At 56.6% G+C, this 19,200-nt stretch carries 14 protein-coding genes; 12 read left to right on the top strand and 2 right to left on the bottom strand.

Annotation, left to right across the window (positions count from 1 at the left end):
- Positions 1-304 precede the first annotated feature (304 nt).
- The 4 genes from NUV55_RS09010 to NUV55_RS08995 all read left to right on the top strand — a co-directional run bounded on the left by NUV55_RS09010 (position 305) and on the right by NUV55_RS08995 (position 5,089).
- Complete coding sequence (locus NUV55_RS09010) at positions 305-1,708, top strand: O-antigen ligase (RefSeq protein WP_296672220.1); 1,404 nt, start codon at positions 305-307, stop codon at positions 1,706-1,708.
- Entirely contained in the window at positions 1,701-2,876 is a 1,176-nt protein-coding gene (locus NUV55_RS09005; RefSeq protein WP_296672219.1) for a glycosyltransferase family 4 protein, read from the top strand. The genes NUV55_RS09010 and NUV55_RS09005 overlap by 8 nt, the downstream gene beginning before the upstream one ends.
- Before the next feature lie 59 nt (positions 2,877-2,935).
- Positions 2,936-3,655 carry an FkbM family methyltransferase gene (locus NUV55_RS09000; RefSeq protein ID WP_296672217.1) on the top strand — a complete coding sequence of 240 codons (720 nt, stop codon included), beginning with the start codon at positions 2,936-2,938 and terminating at the stop codon, positions 3,653-3,655.
- Positions 3,656-3,790: 135 nt separating this feature from the next.
- Positions 3,791-5,089, top strand: coding sequence for an oligosaccharide flippase family protein (locus tag NUV55_RS08995; protein WP_296672216.1), 1,299 nt, complete (start codon positions 3,791-3,793; stop codon positions 5,087-5,089).
- A gap of 24 nt (positions 5,090-5,113) precedes the next feature.
- On the opposite strand, the gene NUV55_RS08990 is transcribed toward NUV55_RS08995, so the two are convergent.
- Entirely contained in the window at positions 5,114-6,889 is a 1,776-nt protein-coding gene (locus tag NUV55_RS08990) for an asparagine synthase-related protein (RefSeq protein ID WP_296672214.1), read from the bottom strand.
- Between the two features lie 633 nt (positions 6,890-7,522).
- Here NUV55_RS08990 and NUV55_RS08985 point away from each other — a divergent pair.
- The 5 genes from NUV55_RS08985 to NUV55_RS08965 are packed head-to-tail and all read left to right on the top strand — an operon-like array spanning position 7,523 to position 12,438.
- Positions 7,523-8,332: a DUF2334 domain-containing protein gene (locus NUV55_RS08985; RefSeq protein ID WP_296672212.1), complete on the top strand. Its 810-nt coding sequence runs from the start codon at positions 7,523-7,525 to the stop codon at positions 8,330-8,332.
- Positions 8,332-9,546 carry a glycosyltransferase family 4 protein gene (locus tag NUV55_RS08980; protein WP_296672210.1) on the top strand — a complete coding sequence of 405 codons (1,215 nt, stop codon included), beginning with the start codon at positions 8,332-8,334 and terminating at the stop codon, positions 9,544-9,546. Before NUV55_RS08985 ends, NUV55_RS08980 begins: the two co-directional genes overlap by 1 nt.
- Positions 9,543-10,499, top strand: coding sequence for a sulfotransferase domain-containing protein (locus NUV55_RS08975; RefSeq protein ID WP_296672208.1), 957 nt, complete (start codon positions 9,543-9,545; stop codon positions 10,497-10,499). Before NUV55_RS08980 ends, NUV55_RS08975 begins: the two co-directional genes overlap by 4 nt.
- A 4-nt stretch (positions 10,500-10,503) precedes the next feature.
- The gene (locus tag NUV55_RS08970) at positions 10,504-11,235 is read left to right on the top strand and encodes a sulfotransferase (RefSeq protein WP_296672206.1); all 732 of its coding nucleotides are present in this window, start codon (positions 10,504-10,506) and stop codon (positions 11,233-11,235) included.
- 27 nt (positions 11,236-11,262) lie between these two features.
- Positions 11,263-12,438, top strand: a complete 1,176-nt coding sequence (locus tag NUV55_RS08965; protein WP_296672204.1) for a glycosyltransferase family 4 protein — start codon at positions 11,263-11,265, stop codon at positions 12,436-12,438.
- A 120-nt stretch (positions 12,439-12,558) separates the two neighbouring features.
- Here the strand turns inward: NUV55_RS08965 and NUV55_RS08960 are convergent, their stop codons facing one another.
- Positions 12,559-15,942, bottom strand: coding sequence for a LamG-like jellyroll fold domain-containing protein (locus NUV55_RS08960; RefSeq protein WP_296672202.1), 3,384 nt, complete (start codon positions 15,940-15,942; stop codon positions 12,559-12,561).
- 224 nt (positions 15,943-16,166) lie between these two features.
- Here NUV55_RS08960 and NUV55_RS08955 point away from each other — a divergent pair, with 224 nt between their 5' ends.
- From NUV55_RS08955 to NUV55_RS08945, 3 genes are all read left to right on the top strand, one after another.
- Entirely contained in the window at positions 16,167-17,126 is a 960-nt protein-coding gene (locus NUV55_RS08955; protein WP_296672200.1) for a class I SAM-dependent methyltransferase, read from the top strand.
- 117 nt (positions 17,127-17,243) lie between these two features.
- A complete protein-coding gene (locus NUV55_RS08950; protein ID WP_296672199.1) occupies positions 17,244-17,957 on the top strand; it encodes an O-methyltransferase in 714 nt (237 codons plus the stop codon).
- 74 nt (positions 17,958-18,031) lie between these two features.
- On the top strand, positions 18,032-19,195 hold the full coding sequence (locus NUV55_RS08945; protein ID WP_296672196.1) for a glycosyltransferase family 4 protein: 1,164 nt from the start codon (positions 18,032-18,034) through the stop codon (positions 19,193-19,195).
- Positions 19,196-19,200: the final 5 nt, after the last annotated feature.

The raw sequence follows: 19,200 nt of genomic DNA, 5'->3' as shown, positions 1-19,200 counted from the left end.
GGTAGTGGCTAACATCAAGGTGACATCTTTGGGCGTAGCGGCAGAGGGCGTTTTCAATGTGGCTACCGGACGTGCCGTGACGCTGAACGAACTGTTAAGAGTGCTGTGCCGGCTTTGCGGCATGCCCTTTGCGCCTGATTACGGGCCGGAGCGCCCCCGACGGTCACTTATGCGCCGTCGTAGACAGGGCGCAGGAATTGCTGGGTTGGTCGGCCAGGGTGGGGCTCGATCAGGGGTTGCAGAAATTACTGGCCGGGTTCACTACCAAGACGGTTGTGACGCCTTGATATTGGCGGACTGAAAGATGGGTTGGGAAATAAGCCACTACGTACAATTGATCATAGCCCTCTGCGCCGGCCTCGTGGTTTTCGCGTCGGCCTATGCGCTGCCGGCGCGCGCCGTGATGTGGGCGCTGCTGTTGCTGATCCCTTTCCAGCCGATTAATAGTGCCTATGGAACCATCAACATGGTACTGACCTACATGGTCGGTGCCGCCTTCCTGTTCAGGGGCAGATTCAGGCAGTTGCCGTTGCTGGGCATCGTGGCCTTCATCCTGCTGGCATATCTGATGTCGTTCTCGCAGATCCTGCCCGGAACGGTCAGGGATCATGGCCTGTATATAATGGCCGTCTTATCCAACTTCATAGTGTTTTATCTTGTGTATAACTATGTCCGGGCCAGTGGCGACTGCCGGGATGTCTGGACCCTATTGGCCGTATTGAATGTGCTGGTGCTGATCTACTGCGGCTTGGAGATGACGGTCGGGATCGGCCGGGAGCAACTGTTCGGCATCGAGGAACTGACGCTCAAATCCAGTCGGGCGGCGGAAGGGCGCCTGAGCGGACCATTCGGCGCGACAGCCATGACCGCGGAGTATCTGGGCATTCAGAGCCTGCTCTGTGCCTATGCGTTGATGCGGAAGATGACTGCCTTATCTCGGCTGTTCTGGTGGGGGCTTCTGGCCGGGAACCTGGGATTCATGATCGCCACGGGTAACCGTGGCGGGGTTGTGTCACTGGCGGTCGGTTTGCTGGCTTTCCTGGTACTGTTCAGGAAGGAACTTGGCGTGCTCAAATTCGTGGCCGTGGCGGTGTCCGCGTCGCTGGTATTCGCGGTCTCGGCCTTCGTCATAGTGCAATACACGCAATACAACGTTCTGTTCGAGCGCCTTGAGGGCACGGAGTTTAAGGGGTATGTCCCGGACACGCGGGTCGGTTGGTACGATCTCTGGGATCGGATTGTGGAGAAACCGGTTATCGGACATGGCCCGAGAATGCGTTTGATGAATGAAGAAACACGATATGTTCCTGGTTACAAGCCATTGCCCTATCCACATAATGCCTATCTCTTTCTGATCTATACGGTAGGTTTCGTGGGGCTGCTGGCCTATATCTGGTTTTTCTCGGAATTGGCGCGCCAGTATTGGCGAAGTCGTTCAAACAGGGCGGAGGATCCGCTGTTGCGTGGAATGCCGCGGCTGGGTCTGGCAATCCTGGTCTTGTTCGCCGTTTCGGAGGCGCGCATGGAAATGTTCAGGGAGAACCTCACTGATTACCAGCAATACCTGTTCATGCTCGTTGGCGCATTCCTGGCGTTTTCGCATCTGGCCATGAGTCGCAAAGAACCGGTGAGTTCGCAGGCTGTTCATAAAAATAGCATTGTCTCCCGGGGTGTGCTGCAAAAAAAGAGGATACCGTCTGGTGGTTGATCAGGAGAAACATCCGTTGGTTTCGATTCCATCATCCTTGGCAGGCAAGCGAGTCTGTATTGTCTGTCCGGATGCCTATCCCCTGTTGAATGCATCAGTCGCAAAGGCATCAAGCAGTGGTGCCGGTGGTGCGGAAGCTCAGCTCAGCACCATTGGCCTTGCGCTGGCGCGCGTTGGACTTGATGTACACTTCATCGTTGCCGACTGTGGCCAGGCCGAGCAGGTGGAGGTAGGCGGCGTGACAGCCCATCGCGCCACTTTTCGGTATATGGGGGGAAGCAAAAAATATGTTCTGCCCGATTGGCTGCGATTGTGGCGGATTCTCCGCAGGATCAGGGCGGATTACCATCTCATCAAGGTGCCGCGGCATTTGTTGTTCCTCCTGGGATTATTTTGTCGCGTGCATGGGGGTCATTTGATTCTTATCGGACAGAAGGATTCTGACCTCGTTGAGAGCATTATCCGATCGAATGAAGGGGCAAAGGGTTGGTGGTTGTACGTGGTCGGGATGCGGTTTGTCAGCGCGGTTGCCGCGCAGACCGAGGTCCAGCGCTTGGGTTTCCAGAAAATGTTCGGGAAGGATGCGGTGGTCATTCGGAATGTGTTGACGCTCCCTGATGATAATGACATCAGAAAAGAAAATTACGTCCTGTGGGCGGGTAACAGCAGTGATGACAAGCAGCCCCATCTGGTGCTGGAGTTGGCGCGGGCTCTACCAGACGTTCAGTTCCGCATGATCATGACACTGACTTTGCGGCGTAACGATGACTCATTTATACGGGATCAATTGAGCACACTGCCCAATCTCGAGTACCTGGGTGCCGTGCCGTTTGGCGAGATTGCCGGGCATTACAAGCATGCGCGGTTGTTCATCAGCACATCGAAATGCGAAGGGTTTCCCAATACGTTCCTGCAATCCTGGCAATACCGGACGCCCGTGGTCAGCCTGCTGGTGGATCCCGATGGCGTGATTGAGCGCCATAATCTCGGCCGGCTTTCCGGGAGCCTCGAAAATATGGTGGCCCATATCCGTGAGTTGTATGACGCTGCCGCCCTGTGTGACAAGCTGGGTGACAACTCCCATCGCTATGCGTACGAGTACCATTCGCTGGAATCCGCGGTGAATGGCTACCGCAACCTGTTGGCAGGGCTGGACAGGCAGCGTTAGCCGAAATGTATATGGGGTTGTTGTCGTTTATTGCTTGATATGCCAGAGGGGCGCGAAAAGTGCTTAATAGAATCGTCAGGTCTTTGATTAACTCGCTCGGCTACGATTTCCACAAAATAAAGAAACAGGAGCCCAAACATCCATTCAGTGTACTCAAGTACATCATTTTTGAGCGGATGCAAAACAACCCTGATTTTTATTTCGTACAGATAGGTGCAAACGATGGGTTGGCAAACGATCCCATTCGCCCTTTGGTCAAGCAGTTCCACATGAAGGGCTTGCTGGTGGAGCCTATGCCGGACTTCTTCGCCAAGTTGACGAAGAATTACGCGGATGAGCCGCAACTTGGTTTTGAGAATTGTGCCATCGGGGCCAGGGATGGGGAGGTGAGCCTGTTCCGTTTCAAGCCGGATGCGCCGTTGCCGAATAATTTTTTCCATGGGATGGCGAGATTCGACAAGAGCTATATGTTCGCCAGAGCCAGGAGTATGGGGCTGAATGATGCGATTGAAGAGATCAAGGTTCCGGCGCTGACATTCCAGACGCTTGTGCGCAAGCACAATATTCGGAAAATAGATTTCCTGCAGATTGACACGGAAGGCTTTGACTTTGAAATTATCAAGATGGCGTTTTCCTTGAGCGTGTTGCCGGAAATCATCAACTACGAGTGGACCGAGCTGTCTGCGGAAGATCGTTATGCATGCAAGACGTTGCTTGTAGAGAAGGGGTACAGTTTTGTGGATATCGGCCCAGATGTCTTATGCGTCCTGAATCCATAGGTCATGTCAAATTCATCGACTTTTCCGCGCTATGGGATGCCAGGCAGTGCGTGAATCTTTTCAGAACCGAAATCAAGGCCGGGCTGATTCTCCTCAGGTGAAGTGTGGTCTGGGTCTGAGTGTGGGCATGACCTGATGCGCATCTTGCAGTCGCAGTTCGTGCACCATGTGGCGACGCTCTTGTCAGGCAAGGTGCTGGCCCAAGTGGTGTCGATAAGCATGGTGCCCATTGTCGCCCGGTTGTTCGATCCCGACGACTTCGGTGTGGTTGCCATTTTCATGGCGGTGGCGCAGGGCCTGGCTGTTGTGGCACCGCTGCGTTATTTCCGTGCTTCCCTGCTGATGGGCAACGATCAGCGTGCGAATATGATGTTGTCCATGTCGGCATGGCTGCTGGTGTTTTTTTGCGTGCTGGTTTTCGGAGTGGTGGCGGTTGTCGCACCGGGCGGCTTCAGTGCGGGGTTTCTGGAGCCTCTAGGCGTCTGGATATGGCTACTACCCGTGCAGGTATTCCTGCTCGCGCTGAGCCAGATTATGACAACAGCCCATACCCGCAATAAGACGTTTCGTCCGGTCGCGACCGCGGATGTCGGAGAGGCTCTGCTCATGAGTGGCGGCCGGATACTGACCGGTCTTGGCGGTTCCTCTGTATGGGGGCTCCTTGTGGGGCAATTCATCGGCAATGCGGGACGTGTGCTGCTGATGGCCCGTGAGAATGTAAGCGTGGCCAAGCTCTTCCGGCTGCGAATGTCCTGGCAAGAGGCCAAGTCACTGGCGATCGAGTACCGGGATTTCCCACTGCACGACACGCCCGCCGGGATGGTGACATTCATGGCGGAAAAGGTGCCGCTTCTGGCCATGGGCATCATGTTTGCTCCGGCCACTGTCGGGCTCTTTGCAATGGCGGACCGGTTGATTCGTATGCCGGTGCTCAGTGCCGGAATATCGATCCGCGAAGTGTTCCACAGAAGAATCGTGGGCGGCGACATGGGGCGGGAGTTACGCAAGCCGCTGACGGCACTGACACTCTGGATGCTGCTTCTGGGGGCTGTACCGTTTGGAGTCCTAGGTATCTTCGGGACCGAACTCTTGTCGTTTGTCCTGGGCGAGAAGTGGATCGATGCGGGCGTTTTCGTTCAGATACTGGCCCCCTGGTATTATGCGTCGTGGGTGAACACCGGTGTGCATCCGGTTTTAATGACAATTCGGCGGCAGGGATTGTGGCTGCGGATTCAATTCGGAACGTTGTTGGGACGAGTGATTATTTTTGGGATAGGTTACCTCACCGCGGCCGATGTGGTGACGACGCTGAAGTGGTATTCGGGCATCAGCGTGTTGGGTGCGTTAGCCGTGCTCGCTCGGGTTTACCATCTGCTGGGCACGCAACACAGGACGACACCTCGCCCTGGCGGGGGGGCGGATGGCGTGGCGTGAGTGCCGTAACTGCGTCGCTCGCCGTTACCGGGTATCAAGGAAATCCCGATGCCATAGCTCGACAATGGTGAGCAAGTGCAACAGCGTGTTCAGCGAATGCCGCCCGCGCGCGTGTTCATCGAGCAGGCTGGAGATCCCACGGGGATTGAAGTATCCCCGATCCAGTGTCATGGGGTCCTGAAGGATGCTGCGGAAGAAGTTCGTGTCCGCATTGGCCGCGAAGTAATGTTCAGGCACATCACGTTTGAACAGCCCCAAGCGTGTGGCGAGCTTATAGGGCAGGCCGCGGAACAGACGTTCCGCAGCGCTTGGGAAGGGTCGCATGCGAGTTTCACTGAGTACGATCTCCAGCAACTCGGGGCGATATCTCTTGATGATGTACCGGTGGATTTTGTAGCCGGTCCGTAGGCTCAAAGGTGTTGTAACAACAGTCGCCAGGAAGTCGTCGTCATAAAACGGAACGCGTATTTCGACGCGTGCACGTTGTACCGCAAGAGCATACACCGCCCGCTTGCGGAACAACTCATTCAGAAACAGAAATGATACGAGTTGCTCGGGGGGCAGGTTGGCATCGACCTGCTCGATGATGGTCTGTAAGTGGTGTCTGGGCGCATCCGCAAAGACTTGCGCGAGTCCACCGCTGTAGAGGCTCGGCGTGTTGAAACGCGGTGCGTTTGGCCGGAATAGCCTGTTGTAGGTCCAATCGACCGGCTGTGTTCTGATCCGGTGCAGGTCATCCGGTGTGTTGATCGCGAAATTGTAGGCCTCGTCAAGCTTGGCGATCTCGCCGCCGTGCCCGGTGATCATGACATCCAGACCGAGGCGGCGGTTTTGCCGGGCGGAATAGGCAGTCAACGCGCTGGAGGCGGTGCCGCGCATGCCGTCGGTGAGGGCGACAGCCTCTCGAACCAGATCCATATGTTCCGATTCCGACTGCGTGAACTGCGATTCGTCAAACGCATGAAAGGAATGCTCGACACCAATAGTGGCCGCGACGGCGGATGTTACCTTGCGCTCATAACCGCCCTTAAAGCCGAGGGTGATGGCTTTCACGGTGGCGTTCGGGGTGCTGTTTATCACAGAGGCAATGGTGCGTGAGTCCATTCCCGCGGAAAGGGACAGCCAATTGACATGGGATGGTGAGAGCCTGCGCTCGACAGCGGTGCTGAAGGTTTCGGTCAGGCGGTCAAGGAGGACGGCTTCGGACTCCGCGGAGGGCTGGAGGTGGAGTCTCAGATCCCAGTAACGGCTAGTGGCCAGCTCCCCGGAACGGAGGTCGAATTCCAGCAACCCGGCAGGCGGCAGCATTTGAACCTGGCGCAGCAACGTTCTTTCACCCGGAATGAGCCCGAAGGTCAGAACATCGGCAAGGGCTTCTGGATCGACATCGGGGCGGATGGCGCCCGATGCCAGGAGCGCCTTGATCTCGGAGGAGAAGACAAGTTGACCGTCATGGGTCGAGTAATAGACGGGACGCCGACCGTAGCGGTCATTGGCCAGGATGAGACGGTGTTGCCCGTGGTCGAGGATAACCAGAAAGAATTCGCCCACGAGATCGTTGAGGAAGGCCGGACCCTTGTCGCGGTAGGCTTTCGCAAGCACGGCTAGGGTAGTCGCTGGGTCGGTCCGTGGTGAGTAGATATCTCCGTATAGGCAGACGGTGACAGACCGGTCGGGAGTCGAGTACGGATGGATTCCACGGTCGACGATGCCGAGGTCGGCACATCCCAGGGCAATCGTCCCGGACTCATCGGCGTACTGACCGACCTTGTACCCGGGGCGGGACAATGCATTCAGCATCGGCTGCAGCGGTATAGGCGGTGAAGGGTGATTGGCGTGTCTCGCCCATCCGGCTATTCCGGGCATCGGTTGGCCTCGCAACTGATTAGATCGTTACCGGGGTCATCCTGCAGTCCGACAGGATGCCGTGGTCACAATGATGATTTTATTAACTGCTTCAGGCTGACAGATGAACATCCAAGCGACGTTGCGACGGGACGCAGCGCAGCGCAAGAGGAGCAAACACAATGACGGCACCACCATGCGCGAGCCTGCTATTACGCCTGAATATCCTGTAACGACGAGGCAGGACCGATGGCCAAGGCCCTTGGATTACACGTCAAACCTGGGCTAGTATACACCACGTATGCGGTCGCCAGGCATCAGTCTGCATCGCCGCGGTCGATACAGATTCTGCTGGCCTCATCACTTCGCAATATTTATGAGAATGATGATGGGGCGTCCTACCGTGACGGCATGGCTGGGGCGCCCGGATCATCCAAACCTTTGGGAACTTCTGAAAAACGCCCTCTCCCCCATTTTCGGGGGAGAGGGTTGGGGAGAGGGGGAAAGTAAGGCGCTGATCTTTATCCCCTCTCCCAGAGGGAGAGGGGATTTGTTTTGCCGTACTGGATTTGACCCGCGGAACGCCGTATGAAATTCGTGATTCGCGATGACGACGCCTGCGGGTTCACTTCTCCGGAGGAGATACGAGCCTGCTACGAGCGTATTTGGCCGGATATCCCCGTCAGTTTGTCCATGACGCCGTTTCGTGTGCCGGGGCGTGACAGGAATGTGCCAAGCCGCTATCAGGGCAGTATGGACGTGTTGCCTCTGGAGCGGAATAGGGAAATGGTTCAGTTCGTCCGTGAGGGCGTACAGGGCGGGCGGCTTGACGTCACGCTGCATGGTTACCATCACTGGTGCTGCGAGGGGCTCCCGGAATTCATCGCCGGGGATGGGCTTGCGGAGAAGGCCCGTGAAGGTAAGGCCTACCTGGAAAACCTGCTCGGCGTCGACATTCGGACTTTCGTGCCGCCCAATAATGGTATCAGTCGTGATGGGTTGACCGCGATTATTGACGCCGGCATGAATCTGGCCGGCATGCCGCGATTGTGGTTACCCAAGGCACGGCGCGTCACCCTCAAATCACTTTCCCTTTATCCTCAAGTGATGTGGCATCAAAAGATCCGGGGCAGACATTACCCCTTCATGCTCGACCTCGGGGATCACAAAGAAATCTCCTGTCATACGGTTGGGCCGCGCTCGAACTTTGCAAAGCTGCGTCAGGAACTGAACTACTGTCATGACGCCGGTGGCATATTCGTGCTGGCCACCCATTATCATGCGTTCGAAAGACAGACCGAGGACGGGTTCAAGGTCAGCAGGGTTGTCCACGAGCTGGTCGACAGGGCCGCTGCACTTCCCGGTACCGAGTTCGTCGGTTTCAACGCGATATGGTAATGCCGCTCAAAGTAGGCCTGCTCATCAACGCGATGATCGGTCCCGATATCGGCACTGGTCCAGGACAGGAGGGGTATGAGGTAGCGAAAGGCCTTCTTAAAAGGAATGCGCTGGGCAAGGTCTTCTGTTTCAGCGTGACGGATGATTGTGATTTGCCTGCGGACAAGGTGGTGCCGTTCTGTCGTACATGGATGAAGTCTCGTGCATTGGGGCTCCTTAACCGCGTCCACAGGCGCTATCCGGCAGTCAGGGGGCGGCGAAGAATCGAGCAGTGGATGGATGCGGCGTTCGCGCGCATGCTCACCCGAGAGGCCGGCGATGTTTTGTACTGCCCCAAGCCGCTTTATCCCCGGACGATTCGCCGCGCCAGGGAATTGGGGATGATGGTCGTGGTTGAAACCTCCGTGCTCCATCCCCGCTTTAATCTTGAAGTCGTCAGCGCGGAGCGGGAGCGCCTTGGGATACGTGGTGCCGCAGGGTACACGGATGAACAGAGAGTGCGGAACATTGAAGCGGCGCTCGAAGGATGCGACAGGATCTTCGCCTGGAACGCATTTGTGCGCGACAGCTATGTAAAATATGGCGTTCCGGAAAGCAAGTTTCTTGGGGGAGGTGAATTTGCCCCGCCAGGCATTGATACAGACAGATTCAGTCCCGGTGCCAGCCAGCAGGACGCTATATTCACGGTGCTGCATGTTTCGTCGATTAGCGTCATAAAAGGTGTTCAGTACCTGCTCGATGCATGGGAAAGTCTGGCGGATGAGATCGAAGGGCGTCTGCTCATCGTTGGGCCGGCGGATCGCGATATGCGACGTCTGTTGGCGAAACGCAAAATCAAGAACTCGGAATGGGTGGGCAGAGCGCGCGATCCGGTGGCCTATTACCGGCAGGCGTCGGTATTCGTGAGTCCCTCGATCTCCGACGCGGGTCCGCGCACGGTCCTGGAATCCATGGCTTGCGGTGTGCCGGCAGTCGTATCGGATCATTGCGGCGTATCCAGGTCGATTACGCAGGGCGATAACGGCTTTGTATACCATTACAATGACGTGGCGAAACTGGCGTCACTTCTCAAGTGGTCCTGCCAGAATCGCGAACAACTGCGGAGCATGGGTCAGAGGGCGCGCGAAATGGTTCAAGGCTATAGCGTAACGAACTACAGTGGCGAGATCGAGCAGCGGATTGCCGCTGTGGCGGCAGCGGTGAAAGGCCCATGACGACGCCGGTGATAATTGCCGGATCGGGTCGCAGTGGCACGACATGGGTTCTGGATTCCTTGGCCGAGGCGAACCGGATGCGCACGGTGTTCGAGCCGCTGCATCCTGTTGGCGTGCCTGCGGCTAGCCGCTTCGCGCATCGGTACATCAGACCCGAGGCGCAAGAGCCGGAGCTCAGGGCGTTCATGGATCGGGTGTTTTCAGGAAACATGCGCAGCCTCTGGGCGAATTACCGGATTCGGCCCGATCGCTTCAATCCGTTGCGTCATGGACCCATTCCCATCTACCTCCATATACGGAAATCCATGCAGCTTCTGAGAAAGTATGTATTCCGGAGAGACCTGTCCGGCCTGATCGTCAAATTTATCCGCGCAAACCTGATGCTGCCCTGGTTGGCCAGGCAATACGGTTTTCCGATTATCCTGGTGGTTCGCCACCCGTGCGCGGTGGTGGCATCTCGACTCAATTTATCGCCCGCCGATTGGAGCGCAGAGAAAGCGTTAGCCCGCTACAGGGATGACAAGTCTGTTTATGAGTTGATCGGGGAAAGGTTCGGTGTGGATCTGGCCATGCCGATGTCAGCGGCGTCGGCGTTGAGCTGTGTGTGGTGCATAGAGAATGTATTGCCGCTGGAGTGGGCCGCACGGGAGAATTATGGAGTTGTGGCTTACGAAAGTCTGTTGATGCATCCGGAAACGGAATGGTGGAGGGTGGCCCGTCACCTGGGGTTGGAAAAGATTCCGACAACAGAGCTGCTTGCTGCGCCCTCGCAGCAGTCCGCGCTGGATATGCGTGGTCGTGAATTCACGCCTGAACATATAGAGCGGTGGAGGACGCAACTGAGGCCTGACGCGATCGATGCGGTTGCCGATATGATGGCACGGTTTGGCAGCGATCTGTATTCGGTTGACAGCGCGATGCCGGCGAGAAGCGTTGCTGTGGCAGGAGGCTGACACCGTGATATATGTCGTGCTGGGTATGCACAAATCAGGTACCACGCTCGTCGCGCGCGCGCTGCATGAATCGGGCATCGTGATGGGGCAGGAATTTCCCCGGGATGCGGATTACGCGAAGGTCAAGTACGAGGCGCGTTGGGCGCAGGAGATCACCGATGAAATCCTGGAGCTATCCCGCAAGTGCTTGAGCCTCGATGTGACGTCGCGGTCGCTCCCGCAAGATGGGGTCGGCGATGCGTTGCTGCAACGCATGCGGCGTATGGCAACGGAGTTGGATAACCGCTATGGGGACTGGGGGTTCAAGGACCCGAGGGCCGCCCTGACGTATCGTTACTGGAAACAGGCGTTGCCTCCGCATCGGGTGATAATGATCTATCGTGATCCCGTAGAGGTTTGGCGGCGCTATGCGCGCGTCAATCACAAATGGTGGTCCCGGAAGGCGTTCCGGGTCTGGTGCGATTACAACAAGAGTATCCTGTCATCCGTTCCGGCATCCGGGGATCCAAACGTTCTGGTCCTGAAGTTTGAAGACTTACTTTCTGGCGCTGAAGAATGGCAGCGTCTGGAGAAATTCACCGGGAGGAAACTTGCCGATGTCCGGGATCCCGGGCAATCGAGGTACCGGGTCGGCGCCGACCAACGCGGAATGGCACGTTACAGGTTTCTGCGTAGCGTTTCGGGTGCGGAGGTGCAGAAAGTCTACCGCCAGTTGGAGTCTCTGCATGCCGGGTGATGGAAATGTAATGCGGTGGTGCAGGCAATGAATATCTGCATGTTCGGATCCAGCTTTCTCCCGCGACGCGGGGGGATGGAGTTCGTGATCCATCACTTGGCGAATGCGCTGGTTCAGGAGGGGCACGATGTGACGGTGATCGCGGAGCGCACCGCATGGCGGGGCATCGGTGTGGCTCACGATTACGACTTGGTCCGGTACGGTGTTCCCACTCGTGGGTTAAGGAGTCTTGGGCTGTCCGGCCCCGGGTCGTTGTGGGCGATATGGCGCAGGCACCGGCATGTGCCATTCGATATCCTACATAGTCATGGTGTGTCGTATGCCGGCTGCAGAGCGGTGCGCGCCAAGCGGCTGCTGGGGATTCCCGTGGTCATGACACCGCATGGCGAGGATATCCAGCGCGTACCGGAAATCGGCTACGGACTGCGGCTCGACAGCCGGTGGGATGCGAAGATTCGCCGGAATCTGCGCTATGCGGACGCCGTGACGGCCATCAGTTTGTCGGTACAGAATGAACTGGATGGCGTGGATCCGTCGAAGATTGTAAGGATCCCGAACGGTATCCATATCGGAGAGTACGGGAAGCGGCGCAGCCGGTATCTTCGGGATCGCTTGGGGTTGGGTGATGATACCGTCTTGATCTTGTCGGTCGGGCGGAACCATGTAAAGAAGGGATACAACTACGGCATCAGGGCGATGGCCGCGCTGCGCGACAAACACAGCGTGAACAACGTGCGTTATGTCATCGTCGGAAAACAGGTATCGGCGCACGCGGGTCTGGTATCGCAACTGTCGCTCGACGACAGGGTTACGCTGATCGAGGAGCTCAAGCCCGGGGAAGTGACAGAGTGTTATCACTCGGCGGATATTTTCTTCTCGCCCTCGATCATCGAGGGTCTCAGCCTGGTCAGCATAGAAGCGCTGGCGTGCGGATTGCCGCTGGTGGTGACCGATGTGCCGGGTAATGAAGACGTAGTGCGCGACACAAACGCAGGGGTGATCGTTCGTTCGAAAAATCCGGAGCAGATGGCACAGGGCCTGAGCGAACTGGTCAACGACGCCGGGAGACGCGAGACATTGAGCGCTATTGCGCTAGCGAAGTCGGTTGATTATGACTGGCGTGCCGTGGCGAGGCGCTATGCGAAGGTGTATCGCAACGTTCTGGCTGGGCGCCCTGCTGCCTCCGGTCTCGAATCCGCGTAATTGAACATCGCCGCATCCCGCACCAGAAGATTCCTGGTCTCCAGGACAGATGGTGTTCTGGCTGTTCATCTTTAAAGTGTCCGCGCAGGTAGGCCAGGCTGAGCTGGTTTGCTGGTGTGTCTATTGAGAATATTCGACCGCGCCAGCATCCCGCGCTGTTCCTGCAGGTGCGGCGCCCGTGAAATCATGCAGGTGGGGGCCGTTGAACTCCCACGCGTACAGTTCCTGAATGGTTGTTTCGGCATCCGCGAGGGTGCCTTTGGACAGGCGGAGAAAATCGAGTCTGCCGCGGAAATATCCCGCAGCGGATCTGCCGACCAGAAAGTCGCCATCGTTGGACAGACTGTAACCGATTTTGGCCGGACTGGCTTCCACAGTGGCGTCCTGTTTTCCATCTATATAGAAAGTGATCCTGTTCCGCTGCCGGCGGTCCACTTCCACAATAATATGATGCCAGTTGCCATCATTGATCCGCGCATGGCTCTTGGCCTGGAAGCGTGCGGTTCCATTGTTCAGGGACAAGAGCAGGGTACCGGTCTGATCGACATCGAGGCTGTAGCCCCGGTTGAGATGTTTGGCGAGGATGCCAAAGGCGGAGGCGCGCGGTTCGGTTGCAAGTACCGCTTCGATCAGGAAACTTTCTGTGCCGATATCGACCGTGTCCCGGTCGCTGCCATTGAATGAGCCCGATTCCTTTGTTTCCGTGTCATGCCAGGTAAAGCCCGCCATAAGACGGGCATTGTCGATTTTGCAGTATTGAGTCCGGCCATCGAAGCTTAATGCCCCGGGTATCCAGTTTTCGAGTTCGCCCCGGACGTAGTCGGATTTTCCGGTCTGCGGGCATTTCAGGTCGTGTCTTGGAATATCCTGGAACATGGAACGCCTGACCCAGGTCGCGTTCATGTTCAGGCTTTCGTCCCGCACCCGATCGGGTGCCGGTGACCTATAGAAATGCCATTCTCCAACGACTCTCGCCAATGCCCAGGGCACGAAAACCTTGACGCCGTTGTCGATGGCCAGGGAGTCGCGAGCCAGCCGGAAATCCAGGGCGCCTGTATTCCGGATAACAGGCGAGGTGCTGACTGTGCCTGTGCCGGATGCCAAAACGTTCTTTCTACCCAGAAACGCGCGCCATTCGGCTAGGGAATGTGATGGGCGCTCCTTGCGGCCGAGTTGGCCGAAGGACTCGGGTTTGCCGTGGAATATATTGTTGGCGTAGGCGAGGGATTCATATTCGATGTACTTGTCGCGTGGTTCCTGCAGGATGAAGCTGTGCCCCATGTCCAGCAGCAGGTTGCCCAGATAGTAGCTGCGGTTGTGCTGGTCCATCCCCTTGTGCAGGCCGACGCCAAAGCGCATGAAGGTGTTGTTGAACACGGTGTTCAGGAACCCCGTGGCCTCATTGAAGGCGGCGGCGTTGTATCTTCCCGAGCGGACGTCGTTGTTGTAGCCCCAGACAATATTGTTAAAAACGTAACTCTTGTACTGGCCGTCAAGATAGATGCCGACCCCGTAGCTGCCATTCCTGAATGAGCCTCTGTTTTCGTTGCGCTTGTAAAGGCCATGCCCGTATCCAAGGGGGTTGATCGAGATATTGTCGTAGATGTACATCGGTCCGCCCAGCCATGATTCGATACCGCCAAAGTCCTGAACCCCAAGCAGGCTGTTGCTGACCTTATTATGATGAATCTTGCCGCGCAGGAAGGGATGTGGGATTCCACTTTTGCCGGAGGCGCTGCCCAAGTACACGTTGATACCCGCGCCGCCGACATCCTTTACATGGTTGTAGGCGACTTCGGTGACCTCGGCGCCGGTGATGTCAATGCCATGGCCTAAGGCCCCTTGTCCCCAGTGGGTCAGCGGAAGTTCTCCTGTTGAGAGAACGCGGTTTCGCAGCACGGTGGCGTGTATCAGCCGCCCCTTGCCGCTGTAGCCAACGCGATCCTGGCCGCTGCCGAGTATGATTGCCGATCCATCAATGTTGCTGAACTCGTTGTCTGTCACGATGAGGTGATCGAGAACCTCGCCGACACGCTTCCCGGTCGGGTAGGCCACAATCCCACTTTCAAGGTGTTCGAAGCGGCAATGATGCATGTTGATGTGCGCGGCGTTGCCGCGTATCTGGATTGCCGCTGAGTAGAGTGCGGCATTCCGTGCTTCTACCGTGCCTGGTACCGGCAGGGCGGTAAATCGGAAAGCCAGCCCGGAAATTTCAATGTGCCGCTGATGTTCTATCTCGATGATTGAAGATCGTGCGGGTACCTCCAGTGCTACGCTGTTGGGGTCGCGATCTCCAGGTAGGCGCAGGTAGAGCAGATCCCTCCCGTGTGCGTCCGGGGTGCGGGCGAATTCGCCAGGCTGGTCGAGAAACCGGGGCAGACCTTCAAGATAATAGCGATCGTATTCGCGCGGGCCCTGCCCCGGCGCGAGTCGCAGATCAGCGCGGAGAAAGCCGTGGCGTGAATTATTGCCGAGCACTATCCCGGTGGCGATTTGCTGTGTGTACGGCACTTCAATACGGATTACGGCGCCGGTCAGGTCACCCAGATCCTGCTTGCTCAAGATATCTTTGTCATACAGGCGGCGTATCAGCGAGTGGGTTCCCGAAGTACGGGTAACGGAAGCTGTGACCGCGCCATTGGTCAGTTGGGTACCGTTTTTTAGACCACCACTTGGCCAATCGGATGTCAGCACGGTTGCCTGGTTCCTGGCAACGTGATGCACAATCCATCGGAATCTATTGTCCGTTCGTTTGAGCAAGGTGGCTGCTCCGGGGCTTTCTTGCAGCGGCATCAATGGATCACCGGGTTTTATCCCTGCGGTGCTGGAAAGGCCGATTTCCATCTCCATCTCGGCTCCGTCTATCTCAAGCCATTGGGCTCGCTGATCGGTCGAGACGCCGGGTGACCAGTTGGGAAATCGTGCGGGGTGGATGGGGGTGATCGACTCGCCGGTCAGCCATAAACGCGAGAGATGTTTTGAGTCCGGAGTCTGTGCGCAGAAGGCTGTTTGTCGAGACGGCGCCGGGAGCGCTGTGGCCTCTTTTGCGGTACAGGGTCGCCATTGCGCCTGAAGCGCATCGGCCCCGGTCAGAATGGCCTCGCCGTCTCCCCAGGTTGGGTCAACGGTCAGGCGAATAGGTCTTTGTGTTGTCCCAGACTCCCTGGCTTTCAATTGTCCACGATATACGACACCGCGTTTGAAAACGTATGTGACTACTCCCTGTGTCGCCGTGGCGCGGCCCTCGGCATTGTCGTCCCAGGGATGGTGTTGCCATGGCTGATTGCGTGTTCCGGGATTCGAGTCCTTGCCGTTGCGATAGTCGATGTAGCGCACCGGCTCCTGGAGGTTGGAGTTAAACGGGACCGGACTCCATGTCAGGTCCGGAATCTGGGTTGGTGCAGGCGCTGATGTTTCCTGGGTGGCCTGCGGGGTGGCGGGCGGCGACAGCGTGAGCAGCAGGGCAGAGAGAAGTAAGAATGGTCTTTTGGGTGTATTTGCCATGCAGTGAGGCCTGTAAGATATGTATAATCAGCAAGTTACTATTACTTGGCCTGCGTGTTCAGGAATCTTATACCAGCGTCTATCAATATTCAGCTACCGGCTGCTTCTGCCGATGAACCCGTGTCTATGATAAAAGACGGGCCTGATTATCCCGGGATATGGCAGGGGGCGTTTCTTCCGCCTGTAGCAGCTCCTAAATAAAAATTATTTGGTATCCATTAACGATGCAAAAGGTGACTCATTCATCGGCCAGGCTTCCAATCTGGCACAAGATTTATCAGTTCTATCTGCTGCTGTGTGCGCAATTTCGACGGGTTAAGGGCGCTGAGTATGCAGAAAGCCTGTTCAAAGACATCGATGAATACCGTCATCTGTATCTTAAGTACACGGGTTCGCCGCTGGAAACGGCGAAAATATTCGAGATAGGGTACGGGGCCCGTCCCTATCGTTTAATGGCATTAATAAGCCTGGGTTACGAGGCATCGGGAATCGATCTCGACTCTCCCATCCTCCGGTTCCGTCTCAAGGAGTTCTTCAATATATATAGAAGGAATGGCATTGAGCGGGCCGTGAAATCGGCCATCAGGTATATTTTGTTTGATGGAACGGACAGGCGCCGCCTGACGGCAGAGTTATCGAAGCGGGGTCGGGGTCTTCAGATTGCTGAAAGCAGGTTCCTGGTTGGAGATACCGCAGACGTGGCGCTTGGGGAGAATTCCCTGGACGTGGTTCTTTCTGAAGATGTATTTGAGCACATTCCTGTTGAGTCGTTGCAGATTTTGACCAAAAAGATGGCAAAAGCAGTAAAGCCGGGGGGTTTGTGCCTGATACGCCCGAATGTATTTACCGGGATCACCGGTAGCCACCTGGTGGAATGGTATCCGCAGAATTTGCACAACCCCGGTATCCGGAGAAAAAGCGAGCCATGGGAGCATCTCAGGAAGAAACGGTATGCAGCAGATACGTATTTGAATGAGATGAAACGTTCAGATTATCGGGCAATGTTCCTGGAGGACTTCGATATACTGGAAGAGCGGGTTAAATTACCCACGTTGGGCCATGAATATCTGGCTCCGCAGATAAAGGAAGAGCTGAAGGATTTCGATGATGCCGAGCTGTTCAGCAATCAGGTTATGTTTGTATTAAGAAAGAAAAAAGTCATTCAAGCCGATCCAGACAATTGATCTTCCGCATAATAATTTCTGCCAGAATATAATTTCTTTGATTATCGCCAATAATGGTCTCAAGAAAACCATGAGACCGACAACCTGCGTGGGGCATAGAGAATGAATAGATGGAACATGCTGAAACCCAAGTTGCTCAAGCAGCTGCTGCCCAAGCCGGTCAAGGCTGAGCAGGTGGAAGTATCCATGGTCGCCTCCATGCACGATGAGCCCGCGGTGCCCACGGCATGGCTGCTCGATGCATGTCTCCATGCCGCCGAAGCGGCCAGAACGGCCAATCTGGGCGAAGTGTCACAGCGGATAAAAGACGGGCCTGATTATCCCGGGATATGGCCGGGGGAACATTACAAGTTGCTGGCCGGGTTTGTGAAATACCTGAAACCGAAGGTTGTCATCGAGATCGGCACTTTCCGCGGCATCGGTACCCTCGCTCTCGCCAAATATCTGCCGGAAACGGGGATGATCGCGACCTTCGACCCGGTTTCCTGGGACAAGGTGACGACCACCGCTCTCAGACAATCCGATTTTGGCGACCGATTCGTTCAATTCAACGATGATCTGGCGGACATGCGTGTTGTTGAAAAATACCAATCGTTGCTCAGAAGTGCTGACCTTTTCTTTATCGATGCCGCAAAAGACGGTGTAATGGAGAGGGATTTCATCCGGAATCTGAAAACAATCGGCTTGAAGCCGAACGCGCTCGTGCTTTTTGACGATATCCGCCTGTGGAACATGCTGGATATATGGCGCTCCATTGATTTCCCGAAGCTCGATCTTACCTCCTTCGGGCACTGGTCCGGCACCGGGGTTGTCCAGTGGAACCCGACCTAGTCCATGCTTGCGACATCACTTTCGCTGCATGTCGAACATAACGCGAGCTTGTCTGGATCGCTCTGGTCGGAGATATGATGCAGGCTGACGGGCGTACGCGTGTGTTGAGTCTCTTCTGGAACTTTATCGTGGGTGGTGTCGCCCAGTATGCCACCCTGCTGGAAGGCGTGGCGGCTTGCGCGCCGATTTCGATACGCTCCTTCTGTGTGTTGGGCCCCAAGCACCATGTTAACCAAGCCTTGCTCGGTCAGCTTGGAGACAGGGTGGTCGTTCATCGCGCCACCCCTTGGGACATGGGGTGGGTTCACCGCTTGCGCGAGGAATTGCGTGTCTGGACGCCGGATATCGTCATGAGCCACGGGTTCAACAGTCATTTCATGGCGCGAATCGCCGCCACGCTGTCAAATACGCCGTTTCGGACTGTCTGTTCGTACCACGGCCTGTATCATGCGCCAACACCGGCACACCGCATGATCGGAGCTATCTACAACCGGTTCACGGAACATTACATCCGTCGCCGGGCATGCTCGACCGTCGCCGTGGCGGAGTACTCTCGACGCTATCTGATCGAGAAAGGAACGGATCCGGCGCGTGTTGAGGTGATCCATAACGGTATTTCCGATCTTGAGCAAAATCTTTTAGCGCGTGAACGTCTGCGCGAAGAATGGGGCATCCGTTCTGGAGAGGTTCTCGTCGGTATTGCCTCGCGGTTCGATCCCATCAAGGGTATTGCCTGCCTGGTAGATGCGTTCGGCCGTGTCGCAGGCAACTATCCGCAAGCCAAACTTGTCTTGATCGGGGCGGGATCGCTCGACGATGCGCTGCGTACGCAGGTAAATGCCCTCGGCCTCTCCGACCGCGTGGTTTTCACCGGATTTCGCACGGATATTGCCGCCTGTCTCGAGGCCATGGACGTCTTCGCGCTCCCATCGCTCGCCGAATCCCATTCGATCAGCCTGCTGGAGGCGATGCGTGCAACAAAGGCGATCATTGCCACCGATGTCGGGGGCAATACCGAATCGGCGCGTCACGAGCAGGAGGCGCTGATCGTTCCTCCCGCCGACGCCGCCGCGCTCGCCGCCGCGCTGGAACGGCTCTTCGATGATCCGGTGTTGCGCAACCGGCTTGGCCAAGGGGCGCGTGAAAGATTCCTCGCGGAATTCACGGTTGGCCGGATGGTAGGGCGCACCGCCAAATGGCTGGAGCGTATCGCGGCGCAGCCGGTTCCGTGCCGTTGACGGTT

The sequence above is a fragment of the Sulfuricaulis sp. genome (assembly GCF_024653915.1).
In the GTDB taxonomy this organism is placed as follows: domain Bacteria; phylum Pseudomonadota; class Gammaproteobacteria; order Acidiferrobacterales; family Sulfurifustaceae; genus Sulfuricaulis.
This window is presented reverse-complemented; position numbering and strand designations above follow the sequence as displayed.

What these genes read in the sequence shown, in the direction of transcription:
- NUV55_RS09010 (WP_296672220.1), top strand. Translation starts at nt 305, where the DNA reads ATGGGTTGGGAAATAAGCCACTACGTACAATTGATCATAGCCCTCTGC.
- NUV55_RS08995 (WP_296672216.1), top strand. Translation starts at nt 3,791, where the DNA reads ATGCGCATCTTGCAGTCGCAGTTCGTGCACCATGTGGCGACGCTCTTG.
- NUV55_RS08990 (WP_296672214.1), bottom strand. Translation starts at nt 6,889, where the DNA reads ATGCTGAATGCATTGTCCCGCCCCGGGTACAAGGTCGGTCAGTACGCC.
- NUV55_RS08985 (WP_296672212.1), top strand. Translation starts at nt 7,523, where the DNA reads ATGAAATTCGTGATTCGCGATGACGACGCCTGCGGGTTCACTTCTCCG.
- NUV55_RS08980 (WP_296672210.1), top strand. Translation starts at nt 8,332, where the DNA reads ATGCCGCTCAAAGTAGGCCTGCTCATCAACGCGATGATCGGTCCCGAT.
- NUV55_RS08975 (WP_296672208.1), top strand. Translation starts at nt 9,543, where the DNA reads ATGACGACGCCGGTGATAATTGCCGGATCGGGTCGCAGTGGCACGACA.
- NUV55_RS08965 (WP_296672204.1), top strand. Translation starts at nt 11,263, where the DNA reads ATGAATATCTGCATGTTCGGATCCAGCTTTCTCCCGCGACGCGGGGGG.
- NUV55_RS08960 (WP_296672202.1), bottom strand. Translation starts at nt 15,942, where the DNA reads ATGGCAAATACACCCAAAAGACCATTCTTACTTCTCTCTGCCCTGCTG.
- NUV55_RS08955 (WP_296672200.1), top strand. Translation starts at nt 16,167, where the DNA reads ATGCAAAAGGTGACTCATTCATCGGCCAGGCTTCCAATCTGGCACAAG.
- NUV55_RS08950 (WP_296672199.1), top strand. Translation starts at nt 17,244, where the DNA reads ATGCTGAAACCCAAGTTGCTCAAGCAGCTGCTGCCCAAGCCGGTCAAG.
- NUV55_RS08945 (WP_296672196.1), top strand. Translation starts at nt 18,032, where the DNA reads ATGATGCAGGCTGACGGGCGTACGCGTGTGTTGAGTCTCTTCTGGAAC.